This is a genomic window from Terrabacter sp. Ter38 (genome assembly GCF_024519435.1).
In the GTDB taxonomy this organism is placed as follows: domain Bacteria; phylum Actinomycetota; class Actinomycetes; order Actinomycetales; family Dermatophilaceae; genus Terrabacter.
Map to the genome: position 1 here is coordinate 538,905 of NZ_JALJRZ010000003.1, position 11,423 is coordinate 550,327.

Below are 11,423 nucleotides of genomic sequence, written 5' to 3' on the forward strand. Positions count from 1 at the left end.
CCCGCGACCCCGACCCGCGTCACGCATGCGAAGCACGGCATACGCCGGTTCGTGGCGGTCCGTCGGTGAACCGAGGGCGTATGCCGTTCAGCCGGGCCGGGCGCCCACGCGGGCTGCCGCGGCGCTGCCGGCCGCGACCCCGGCCCGCAGAGCGGTCGACCGGGCCTGGCCGGCGAGCCAGGCCGACAGGAGGCCGGCGTTGAAGGCGTCACCGCACCCCGTGGCGTCGACGTTCTCGACGACCGGTGCCTCGGCCGACTCGTCCACGCCGGCGGCACCGACCCACCGGGCCCCGGCCGCGCCGTACGTCGCGACGACCTCGCTCGTGTGCGCCAGGATCGCGGCCAGTCCTCCGAGCGCGGCGACCTCGTTCTCGTTGGGCAGCAGCAAGTCCACGCCGGTGACCCACCCGAGGAAGGTGTCGACGCCCTCCCGCTCGATGAGGGCCGGCGACTGAGGGTCGACCGACGTCGTCCACCCGAGCGACCGCGCCTGGCGCAGCGACTCGAGGCCGGCCGCGCGGGACCCCGCGTCGAAGAGCACGTAGCCCGAGAGGTGAAGGTGCGGCCGGGGCTCGTCCGCGAGCCCCAATGAGGCGAGGTCGACGTCCGGCACCGCGAAGGCCTTATTGGCGCCGCGGTCGGGAAACATCGTCCGGTCGCCGTGGGCGTCGAGCAGGATGACCACCATGCACGTCGGCAGCGTGGCGTCGACCGCGAACGTGCAGGTGACGCCGGCCGACTCGAGCTCACGACGGCACGTCGTGCCCGCTGCGTCGTCGCCGATGCGGGCCACCAGGGTCACGTCGGCCCCGAGGCCGGCGAGCCACGAGGCGGAGTTCGCGCCTGCGCCGCCGGGCACGAGCGCCACGGCTGACGGGGTGTCGGAGTGCCAGCGGATGTCGCCGGACGGACGGGTGATGACGTCGAGCCCGACGTCACCGACGACGACGACCGGCCGCGTCGTCATGCCGACCGGGTCGCGAGCTGGGACGCGACCTGGGACGCGACCTCGGCCGCCACCTCTCCCGCGAGGCGCGCGTTCGACAGCACGAGCTCGACGTTGGCGCGGAGGGACTCGCCGCCGGAGTGGTCGTGGAAGTACTCGAGCAGGCGCGGCGTGACGTCCTTGCCGTGCACGCCCTCGCGCTCGAGGAGTGCGAGCCCCTCCTCGACGAGACGGTCGTGCAGCCCTCGCTCGACCTGGCGGTCGGCGGGCAGCGGGTTGGCGAGCACCACACCGGCGGCGTCGGTCCCGAGGCGGCCCCGGGCGACGACGACGCGTGCAGCCTCGGCCGCGGAGTCGACCCGCCACGGCACCGGCTGCCCGGAGTCCGACAGGTAGAAGCCGGGGAACGCGTCGGTCCGGTAGCCGAGCACCGGCACCGACAGCGTCTCGAGGGTCTCGAGGGTGCCTGCCACGTCGAGGATGGACTTGACCCCGGCGCACACGACGAGCACCGGGGTGGACGCGATGACCCCGAGGTCGGCGGAGACGTCGAAGGTCTCGGACGCCCCGCGGTGCACGCCGCCGAGCCCACCGGTGGCGAACACGCGGATGCCCGCGAGGTGCGCGAGCGCAGACGTCGATGCGACCGTCGTCGCACCCGAAAATCCAAGTGCCGCAGCCACGCCCACGTCACGGACCGACAGCTTGGCGATGTCCGGGTCGGTGCACACGCGCTCGACCTCGGCGGCCCCGAGGCCGATGTGCACGACGCCGTCGAGCACCGCGATCGTCGCCGGCACCGACCCGCCGGCGCGGACGGCGTCCTCGATCTGTCCACCGATCTCGATGTTGTCGGGGTGGGGGAGGCCGTGGGCGAGGATGGTGCTCTCCAGGGCGACGACGCCGGTGCCGGCATCGAGGGCCTCACGCACCTCCTCGTGGACGACGAGCAGGTCGGACTCGGGAAGGTGCTGCGGCATGGCGCCGAGCCTAGTTCGGCGCGGTCCGCGGCCCTGCGCGGCCCCGCCCGCTGCGGGGGCACGCGGCGCACTCGCGCATCCCGGGGATGGCGTAGATGAAGCAGCACGAGACCCGGGTCGGTTCGGTGCCGACGCTCTCCCCGGCCGCGCCTCGCGCGAGCCGCACGGCCGTCTCCCACATGTCACCGACGACGCCCCACCGCTGCCGTGAGCCCATCCGGACGTCGGGGGCGTATGCCGTCACGACCTCCGAGACGAGCGCGAGGTATGCCGTCCGGGCCCGTTCCAGGCGCCGCACCGGGTCGTCGTCGACCGCCAACGAGGTCCGCTCGGGGACGACGACGATGCGGTAGGGGTCGAGGCCCGGCGCGAGCTCGAAACCGAGCCCGGCGCCCGACGGCACGAGGAGCCAGGGACCGAGCACGGCGGCATACGCCATCGGGGAGGCGGCCACCTCGCACCACCACTGGAGGACGAAGGCCGCAGGCACGTGCGGCCGTACCGTCGTCGCGTTGCGCTGCTCCATCTGCGCGAGGAGCGCCGAGCGCCACGGCGCGAGCGGGTCCGCGCCCGCCCGCACGTGCGTCACCACGTCCGCGGTCCAGACGGTCGCGGCGGAGACACGGCTCGTCACGGTGGTGAAGGGCATCGCCCGGTCGACGAGCCCGACGACGTGCCGGACGGCGTCGGTCCCGAGGGACGTCCCCGTGGGTGCCTTCGACTCCACGCGACCTCTCCCTCCCTGCCCCGACCGATCCCGGAGACCCCGGCCTGCGGGGTCGACCCCATCCTCTCGCTAGACTCCCGTGATCGTGACCGACCGCTCTGCTTCGCTGCCCTTCGAGGCCATCGCCCGAACCGTCGAGCAGCATGCCGCGGAGCTGGTCGCGATCCGCCGCGACCTGCACACCCATCCGGAGCTCGGACGAGGCGAGGTGCGCACGACGGCCCTCGTCGCCGACCGTCTCGAGCGGGCCGGCATCGGGGTGCGCCGGCTGCGCGGCACGGGCCTCGTCGCCGACCTCGGCGCCACCAACCCCTCGCACAGGATCGCGCTGCGGGCCGACATCGACGCCCTGCCGATCCGCGAGCAGACCGGCCTCGAGTTCGCGTCCCGGACCGATGGTGTCAGCCACTCGTGCGGTCACGACGTGCACACGACCGCGCTCATCGGCGCAGCGCTCGCCCTCAAGGAGTCCGAGGGGCGGCTCGTGGCGGCCGGCGTCGGCGCGCGGCTGATCTTCCAGCCCGCCGAGGAGCTCATGCCCGGCGGCGCCGAGGACGTCGTGGCCCAGGACGGCCTCGTCGGGGTCGACCGGATCTTCGCGCTCCACTGCGACCCCAACCTCGACGCGGGCCAGGTCGGCCTGCGCGTCGGCGCCATCACCGCGGCCGCCGACCAGATCGAGGTCACGCTCTCCGGTCGGGGCGGCCACACCTCGCGGCCCCACCTCACCCAGGACCTCACGTACGCCCTCGCCAAGGTCGTCACCGACGTGCCGGCCGTCCTGTCACGCCGACTCGACCCGCGCGCGGGAGCGGCACTCGTGTGGGGCTCGATCCACTCCGGCGGTGCGCACAACGTCATCCCGTCGTCGGGCAAGGTCGGCGGCACGCTGCGCATGCTCGACGCCGGCATCTGGGAGGGCGTCGAGCGCCTCCTCGAGGCGGTCGTCCACGAGGTCGTCAAGCCGTATGCCGTCGAGGCAGACGTGCTCATCACCAAGGGCGTGCCCCCGGTCGTCAACGACGCCGGCTGCATCGACGCCTTCACGGCCGCCGTGACCGGCACCGGGTCGTTCGTCGCGCCGACGCCGCAGTCGCTCGGCGGCGAGGACTTCGCGTGGTACCTCACCCACGTGCCCGGCGCCATGGCCCGGCTCGGGACCCGCTCACCCGGCGGCCCGACCTACGACCTGCACCGCGGCGACCTCGTCGTGGACGAGGGCGCGATCGTCGTCGGGGCCAGGACGCTGGCCGGTGTTGCCTTCGCGGCGGCGGCCCGTCTGGCCGGCACACCGGCCCTCGGGGGCGTCTCTCCTCTGAGCGCGGTCGCGGATCGGTAACACTTCCTGCGACTTCCCCCGAGCCGAACAGATCTTGTCGTGCCGGGGTCTACAGTTCCGTGCTATCTGGGCCGATGTCGTCGTCGGCCCCGCGGAATCTAAGGAGCACCTCTTGCGTCACGCAACCAAGGTCGCGGCCGTTGTCGCCGCCGCCGCGCTGGGCCTCGCGGCCTGCGGCAGCAGCAGCGACAACACGCCCGCGGGCAGCAACACCTCCGCCGGCAGCACCGGCACGCAGGCAGCCGGCAAGAAGCTCGTCGTCGGTATCGCCTACGGCGTCGGCGGTCGTGGTGACCAGTCCTTCAACGCGTCTGCGGCCGCGGGCCTCGACAAGGCGAAGGCCGACCTCGGTGTCGAGTTCAAGGAGGCCACGCAGGTCAACGGTGAGAGCGAGGCCGCCACCGAGGAGCGACTGCAGCAGTTCATCGACGCCGGCGCCACGCACGTCATCGGTGTCGGGTTCGCCTACGCCAAGGCCATCGGCACGGTCGCCAAGGCCAACCCCGACGTCAAGTTCGCGATCATCGACGACGCGTCCACCGACTCGGCCGGGCCCAACGTCGCCCAGCTGACCTTCGCCGAGGAGCAGGGCTCCTTCCTCGTCGGCGCGGCCGCCGCCCTGAAGTCCAAGACCAACACGGTCGGCTTCGTCGGTGGTGTCGCCACGGACCTCATCAAGAAGTTCGAGGCGGGCTACGTCGCCGGTGCCAAGGCCGCGAACCCCTCCATCGTCGTCAAGAGCCAGTACCTCTCGCAGCCGCCGGACTTCTCCGGCTTCAACGACCCCGCCAAGGGCAAGACGGCCGCCGAGGGCCTCTACCAGGGCGGCGCCGACGTCGTCTACCACGCAGCGGGCGGATCGGGCAGCGGCGTCTTCACGGCGGCCAAGGCCGCTGGCAAGCTCGCCATCGGTGTCGACTCCGACCAGGCCCTGACGGCCACGCCGGACGTTCGCGACGTCATCCTCACGTCCATGATCAAGAAGGTCGACGTGGCGGTCTACGACTTCCTCAAGTCGGGTGCCGCGGGCACCGACATCACGGGCAACAAGGTCTACGACCTCAAGGCCGGCGGCGTCGACTACGCCACGACCGGTGGCAAGGTCGACGACATCAAGTCGAAGCTCGACGACTACAAGCAGAAGATCATCTCGGGCGAGATCAAGGTCCCGACCACGCCCTGATCCTCGAGAGCCTCGAGATCCACTCTGAATGATCCCCGAGCGGGGCGACACGGCCCGGGCGGCGCGGTAGCGTCGTCGCGGGCCGTGTCCGTCCCCTGCTCCGGTGGTCGGCCGGGACGTCCTGCGACCCGGCCCCGCATGAACCACCCGCCCGGACTCCCCTCCGGGCCCGGACGAGGAGTTGTCGCCATCACCGCAGCACCTGCGCGACCCGATCGGACGTCGGACGCCCACCCGGCCGTCGAGCTCGAGGGGATCACCAAGCGGTTCCCCGGAGTCGTGGCCAACAAGGACATCGGCTTCACGGTCGCGCGTGGCACGGTCCACGCCATCGTGGGCGAGAACGGCGCCGGCAAGTCGACGCTGATGAAGATCCTCTACGGCGTCCAGCGGCCCGACGAGGGGTCGATCAGCATCGACGGTCGCGTCGTCGACCTGCACTCGCCGGCCGACGCCATCGCCGCCGGCATCGGCATGGTGTTCCAGCACTTCCAGCTGGCCGACAACTTCACCGTCCTCGAGAACGTCGTCCTCGGCGCCGAGAAGCTGCACGGCATCGGCGACGGCGCGCGCCGCGAGATCAGGCGCATCTCGGACGAGTACGGCCTGGACATCGACCCGGACGCCCTCGTGGACGACCTCGGCGTCGGTGCCCGCCAGCGCATCGAGATCCTCAAGGTCCTCTACCGCGGCGCCAAGATCATCATCCTCGACGAGCCGACCGCGGTCCTCGTGCCGCAGGAGGTCGACGAGCTCTTCGACAACCTTCGCGAACTCAAGTCCGAGGGCCTGACCGTCCTGTTCATCTCGCACAAGCTCGACGAGGTGCTCTCCGTCGCCGACTCCATCACGGTGATCCGGCGCGGCACGACCGTCGACACCGTCGACCCGTCGTCGGTCAACGCGCGCCAGCTCGCCGAGCTCATGGTCGGCGCCGAGCTTCCGACCCCGCAGACGGAGGAGTCCACGGTCACGGACCGCGTCGTGCTGCGCATCGAGGACATCGTGCTCGCCGGCGTCGGTGCCGGCCGCAACGTGCTCGACGGCATCTCGTTGACGATCCACGCGGGTGAGGTGCTCGGCATCGCCGGCGTCGAGGGCAACGGCCAGGCCGAGCTCGTCGAGGTCATCATGGGGATGCGCGAGCCCACGTCAGGCCTCGTCTTCCTCGGTGACACCGACATCTCCGACTGGCGCACGCGCGAGATCCGTGAGGCGGGCGTCGCCTACATCCCCGAGGACCGCCAGCGGCACGCCCTGCTGCTCGAGGCCCCGCTCTGGGAGAACCGCATCCTCGGCCACCAGACCGAGGAGCCGAACGTCCGGGGCTTCATCATCAACGCCGCGGGGGCCAAGGCCGACACCGAGCGGATCGTCAAGGAGTACGACGTCCGTACGCCCTCGATCAACGTCAAGGCGGGGTCGCTCTCCGGCGGCAACCAGCAGAAGCTCATCGTCGGCCGCGAGATGAGCCACCAGCCCAAGGTCCTCGTGGCGGCACACCCCACGCGCGGCGTCGACGTCGGCGCGCAGTCGAGCATCTGGGACATCATCCGCCAGGCCCGGCGCGACGGCCTGGCCGTCCTGCTCATCTCGGCCGACCTCGAGGAGCTGATCGGTCTCTCCGACACCATCGAGGTGATCCTGCGGGGGCGACTCACCGGCACGTTCGACCCCGACACCGTCACGGCCGAGGATCTCGGCGCGGCCATGACCGGAGCTGCAGCCGCCCCGGAGGAGACCCGATGAGCACCTTCAGCCCCCGCAAGCTCCTCCTCGCCGTCGCGGCGCCCGTGCTCGCGCTCGTCGTCGCGTTCGTCGTGACCTCGGCCATCCTGCTGCTCCTCGGCGACCCGGTGGTGGAGGTCTGGCAGACGATCCTCAGCTGGCCCAAGCCGCGCCAGCTCGTCCAGATCGTCAACGGCGCCACGGTCTACTACCTCTCGGCCGTCGCGGTCGCGGTCGGCTTCCGGATGAACCTCTTCAACATCGGCGTCGACGGCCAGTACCGTGTCGCGGTCTTCGCCGGAGCGGCCTTCGCCGGCCAGGCGTGGTTCCCCGGCCCGCTCAACGTGCTCCTGACGATCGTCGTCGCGATGGTCGCCGGAGGCCTCTGGGCGAGCATCGCCGCGTACCTCAAGGTCCGCCGCGGCATCTCCGAGGTGATCAGCACGATCATGCTCAACGCCATCGCGACCGGCGTCGTGCAGTGGCTGCTGCTCAAGGTCGCGGTCAAGCAGCCGGGGAGCAACACGATCTCGACGAAGCCCATCCCCGAGTCCTCGCAGCTCTCGGGACTCGGCCTCATCCCGGGCGCGACGAACAAGGTCTACACGCTCATCCTCCTCGCCGTCCTCGTCGGCGCCCTCTACTGGTTCGTCATCAACAAGACCCGGTTCGGCTTCGACCTGCGCGCGACGGGCCGCTCCGAGAGCGCCGCGGTCGCCAGCGGCGTCAAGGTGCCGCGCATGGTCGTCACGACGATGATCGCCTCGGGTGCGCTGGCGGGCCTCATCGGCATGCCCCTGCTCTTCGGCCAGGACCACAGCTACGGCACGACCTTCCAGGCGGGCCTCGGCTTCGCCGGCATCGGCATCGCGCTGCTCGGTCGCAACCACCCGCTCGGCATCGCGGCGGCTGCCCTGCTGTGGTCGTTCCTCGACGTGCAGAGCAACGCGCTGCAGATCCGCGCCGGAGTCGCATCCGAGGTCGTCTTCATCATCCAGGGCGTGATCCTCTTCGCCGTCGTCATCGCCTACGAGCTGATCCGTCGCGCCGACGTGCGTCTCGAGCAGCAGCGAGTGGCCAGGGAGCTGGCCGCGACGAGATCCGATGCCCCCACCCCGGAAGGAGCGACGGCATGAGCGTCACTGGTCTCGACGCCGGCGTCGAGAAGGTCACCGCCACGCCGCGTCGGCTCCGCCTGAGCCCGCTCCAGTGGGTCGGGGTCGGCCTCGGTGCCGTGCTCGTGCTCTCGGTCCTTCGCGTCGTCACGGGCGCGAACGACGTCGACTCCTCCGGGCTGCTCATCGCGGCCTTCGGACTCGCCGTGCCCATCGCCCTCGCCGGTCTCGGCGGTCTCTGGTCCGAGCGCGCCGGCGTCGTCAACATCGGCCTCGAGGGCATGATGATCCTCGGCACCTGGGGTGCCGGATTCCTCGGCTACCACCTCGGCCCGTGGTGGGGTCTCGTCGGTGCCGTCATCGGAGGCGCGGTCGGTGGACTCATCCACGCCATCGCGACGGTGACCTTCGGCGTCGACCACATCGTCTCGGGCGTGGCGCTCAACATCGTGGCGCTCGGCTTCGCGAAGTACCTCTCGGTGCGCTTCTTCAGCACCCTCCCCGGGGGTGGCCCGACGCAGTCGCCCCCGCTCGATGAGCTGCCGACGATCAGCATCCCGGGACTCTCCGACGCCCTCGGCACCCTCGAGCAACAGCACATCTTCTTCATCTCCGACCTCGCCGGCGTGCTCCGTGCCTTCTGCACCGACGTGTCGGTCGTGACGATCCTCGCCGTCCTGCTCTTCATCGCGACGGCCTGGATCCTCTGGCGTTCCGCCTTCGGCCTGCGCCTGCGCTCGGTCGGCGAGTCCCCGGTCGCAGCGGAGTCGCTCGGCGTCAACGTGCTGCGCTACAAGTTCGTGGCGGTCCTCGTCTCCGGTGGTCTGGCCGGTCTCGGTGGTGGCTTCCTCGCGCTCGTGGCGGCCAACGTCTTCCGGGACGGGCAGACGGGTGGTCGCGGCTACATCGGCCTCGCAGCGATGATCTTCGGCAACTGGCGCCCCGGCGGTCTGATGGCCGGTTCGGTGCTCTTCGGCTACACCGACGCGGCCCAGCTGCGCGGTGGCGGCACGACCGTCCACGCCTTCCTCCTGCTGCTCGCCGTGCTGCTCATCGGCATCGGGATCTGGCAGATCGTCCGCAAGGGCCGCGTCGTGCAGGGCGTCATCGCTCTCGTCGTGGGCGTCATCGTCGGCGCCTGGTACGCCCTGACCGACATCGTGCCGCCGGAGCTGTCCAGCACGCTGCCCTACGTGACGACGCTGCTCGTGCTCGCCTTCGCCTCGCAGCGCCTGCGCATGCCCGCGGCCGACGGGCAGATCTACCGCAAGGGCGAGGGGCACTAGTGGCCGAGACGACGACTCCGCCACCCGGCACCTCCGACGCGGTCGACTGGGAGTCGCTGCGCCAACGCGCGGTGGAGCTCATGGAGCGGGCGTATGCGCCCTACTCCCGGTTCCGCGTCGGTGTCGCCGGCCTCGTCGACGACGGGCGGGTCGTCGCCGGCTGCAACGTCGAGAACGCCGCCTACGGCGTGGCCCTCTGCGCGGAGTGCGGCATGGTGTCCGACCTGCACGCCTCCGGAGGCGGCCGCCTCACCGCGGTGTTCTGCGTCGGCGGGGACGGCCAGGCCCTCATGCCGTGCGGTCGCTGCCGGCAGCTCCTCTGGGAGAACGGCGGGCCCCAGTGCCTGCTCATGACTCCCCAGGGTGTGTTGCCGATGTCGGCGGTCCTGCCGCAGGCGTTCGGGGCCGAGGACCTGCGTCACGCCGAGGGCTGAACGCCTCCGCACCCGGTCCTGCTCCGGCACCGACGGCGCTGGGACATGATGGTCCCTGTGAGTGAAGCCTTCGATGCCGTAGACGTCATTTCCGCCAAGCGCGACCGGGCCGAGCTGTCCGACGCCCAGATCGACTGGGTCATCGACGCGTACACGAGGGGCGCCGTCGCCGAGGAGCAGATGTCGGCGCTCGCGATGGCGATCTACCTCAACGGGATGAACCCGCGCGAGATCGCCCGCTGGGCCGACGCGATGATCCGCTCGGGTGAGCGGCTCGACTTCTCGGGACTGTCCCGTCCCACGAGCGACAAGCACTCGACCGGCGGAGTGGGCGACAAGATCACTCTCCCCCTGGCGGCGATCGTCGCCGCCTGCGGCGTGGCGGTCCCGCAGCTCTCGGGTCGCGGTCTCGGGCACACGGGCGGCACGCTCGACAAGCTCGAGTCGATCCCCGGGTGGAGGGCCGACGTGACCAACGAGCAGATGCTGGCCCAGCTCGAGGATGTCGGTGCCGTCATCTGCGCCGCCGGCACCGGCCTCGCCCCGGCCGACAAGAAGCTGTATGCGTTGCGCGACGTCACGGGGACCGTCTCCTGCGTGCCCCTCATCGCGACCTCCATCATGAGCAAGAAGATCGCCGAGGGCACCGGGTCGCTCGTCCTCGACGTCAAGGTGGGGTCGGGCGCGTTCATGAAGGAGCTCGGGCAGGCCCGCGAGCTCGCAGAGACCATGGTCCGCCTCGGCACCGACGCGGGCGTGCACACGGTCGCCCTGCTGACGAACATGGAGACTCCCCTCGGGCTCACGGCGGGCAACGCGCTCGAGGTGCGGGAGTCCGTCGAGGTGCTCGCCGGCGGGGGCCCGGGTGACGTCGTCGAGCTCACGCTCGCGCTCGCGCGCGAGATGGTCGCGGGCGCCGGACGCTCGGACGTCGACCCGGCCGACGTGCTCGCGGACGGCCGGGCGATGGACGTCTGGCGCCGGATGATCCGCGCCCAGGGGGGAGACCCCGATGGGCAGCTGCCGACGGCCAAGGAGACTCACCACGTGCTCGCGCCCGCCGACGGGGTCCTCGTCCACCTGGACGCTCTCGCGGTCGGGGTCGCCGCGTGGCGGCTCGGCGCCGGGCGTGCCCGCAAGGAGGACCCGGTCCAGGCCGGAGCGGGTGTCGAGCTGCACCACAAGCCCGGCGCGAGCGTGCGTGGGGGAGAGCCCCTCATGACCCTGCACACCGACGAGCCGGAGCGGTTCGCCCGGGCTCTCGAAGCACTCGAGGGCGGCTTCACGATCGCCCCCGAGGGATCGCGACCGGACCTGCCCCCGATCGTCATCGACCGGGTCTCCTGACTCTCGCGTGCGGTCCGTGGGGTGCGGCCGTGGCTTCCTCGCACCGTCCACCGGGGCTCAGGGGAGGACGGTCGGGAGCGATTTGGGGATTGCCGGGGGACCGGGCTACTGTTCTCTTCGTCAGCCCGACAGGGAGGAACGGACGCCACCGCGGCGGTGAGAGATCACCGAGCGAAGCTGGCCGGTCCCGGGGCCTGACGAGTGTCCGGAACGGCCGACCGAGTCGGTCTGATCCGGAGTGCAGGCTCCGCCCGCATCACCGGTTTGACTCGGTGGGGTGTGGCGGGTAAGTTTGAAGGGTTGCCCCGGAGGTCTCCTCGTTGAGGTGGTTGATGG

At 71.4% G+C, this 11,423-nt stretch carries 10 protein-coding genes; 7 read left to right on the top strand and 3 right to left on the bottom strand.

Annotation, left to right across the window (positions count from 1 at the left end):
* Window positions 1-87: 87 nt before the first annotated feature.
* The 3 genes from NR112_RS09735 to NR112_RS09745 are packed head-to-tail and all read right to left on the bottom strand — an operon-like array spanning window position 88 to window position 2,655.
* Window positions 88-969: a carbohydrate kinase family protein gene (locus NR112_RS09735; RefSeq protein WP_256793861.1), complete on the bottom strand. Its 882-nt coding sequence runs from the start codon at window positions 967-969 to the stop codon at window positions 88-90.
* Entirely contained in the window at window positions 966-1,928 is a 963-nt protein-coding gene (locus tag NR112_RS09740; protein WP_256793862.1) for a pseudouridine-5'-phosphate glycosidase, read from the bottom strand. The genes NR112_RS09735 and NR112_RS09740 overlap by 4 nt, the downstream gene beginning before the upstream one ends.
* A 10-nt stretch (window positions 1,929-1,938) precedes the next feature.
* Window positions 1,939-2,655 (bottom strand): (2Fe-2S)-binding protein, encoded by a 717-nt coding sequence (locus NR112_RS09745; protein ID WP_256793863.1) that lies wholly within the window; start codon window positions 2,653-2,655, stop codon window positions 1,939-1,941.
* A gap of 79 nt (window positions 2,656-2,734) precedes the next feature.
* Between NR112_RS09745 and NR112_RS09750 the strand changes: the two genes are divergently transcribed.
* The 7 genes from NR112_RS09750 to NR112_RS09780 all read left to right on the top strand — a co-directional run bounded on the left by NR112_RS09750 (window position 2,735) and on the right by NR112_RS09780 (window position 11,087).
* Window positions 2,735-3,994: an amidohydrolase gene (locus NR112_RS09750; protein ID WP_256793864.1), complete on the top strand. Its 1,260-nt coding sequence runs from the start codon at window positions 2,735-2,737 to the stop codon at window positions 3,992-3,994.
* A 112-nt stretch (window positions 3,995-4,106) separates the two neighbouring features.
* On the top strand, window positions 4,107-5,177 hold the full coding sequence (locus NR112_RS09755; protein WP_256793865.1) for a BMP family protein: 1,071 nt from the start codon (window positions 4,107-4,109) through the stop codon (window positions 5,175-5,177).
* Between the two features lie 138 nt (window positions 5,178-5,315).
* Window positions 5,316-6,926 (top strand): ABC transporter ATP-binding protein, encoded by a 1,611-nt coding sequence (locus NR112_RS09760; RefSeq protein WP_256793866.1) that lies wholly within the window; start codon window positions 5,316-5,318, stop codon window positions 6,924-6,926.
* Window positions 6,923-8,041 carry an ABC transporter permease gene (locus tag NR112_RS09765; RefSeq protein WP_256793867.1) on the top strand — a complete coding sequence of 373 codons (1,119 nt, stop codon included), beginning with the start codon at window positions 6,923-6,925 and terminating at the stop codon, window positions 8,039-8,041. The genes NR112_RS09760 and NR112_RS09765 overlap by 4 nt, the downstream gene beginning before the upstream one ends.
* A complete protein-coding gene (locus NR112_RS09770) occupies window positions 8,038-9,306 on the top strand; it encodes an ABC transporter permease (protein WP_256793868.1) in 1,269 nt (422 codons plus the stop codon). Before NR112_RS09765 ends, NR112_RS09770 begins: the two co-directional genes overlap by 4 nt.
* Window positions 9,306-9,740 (top strand): cytidine deaminase, encoded by a 435-nt coding sequence (locus tag NR112_RS09775; RefSeq protein WP_256793869.1) that lies wholly within the window; start codon window positions 9,306-9,308, stop codon window positions 9,738-9,740. Before NR112_RS09770 ends, NR112_RS09775 begins: the two co-directional genes overlap by 1 nt.
* Before the next feature lie 57 nt (window positions 9,741-9,797).
* Window positions 9,798-11,087: a thymidine phosphorylase gene (locus tag NR112_RS09780; protein ID WP_256793870.1), complete on the top strand. Its 1,290-nt coding sequence runs from the start codon at window positions 9,798-9,800 to the stop codon at window positions 11,085-11,087.
* Window positions 11,088-11,423: the final 336 nt, after the last annotated feature.

Excerpts from the sequence above, each read along its gene's own strand:
- NR112_RS09770 (WP_256793868.1), top strand. The coding sequence starts at position 8,038 with ATGAGCGTCACTGGTCTCGACGCCGGCGTCGAGAAGGTCACCGCCACG.
- NR112_RS09735 (WP_256793861.1), bottom strand. The coding sequence starts at position 969 with ATGACGACGCGGCCGGTCGTCGTCGTCGGTGACGTCGGGCTCGACGTC.
- NR112_RS09765 (WP_256793867.1), top strand. The coding sequence starts at position 6,923 with ATGAGCACCTTCAGCCCCCGCAAGCTCCTCCTCGCCGTCGCGGCGCCC.
- NR112_RS09740 (WP_256793862.1), bottom strand. The coding sequence starts at position 1,928 with ATGCCGCAGCACCTTCCCGAGTCCGACCTGCTCGTCGTCCACGAGGAG.
- NR112_RS09760 (WP_256793866.1), top strand. The coding sequence starts at position 5,316 with ATGAACCACCCGCCCGGACTCCCCTCCGGGCCCGGACGAGGAGTTGTC.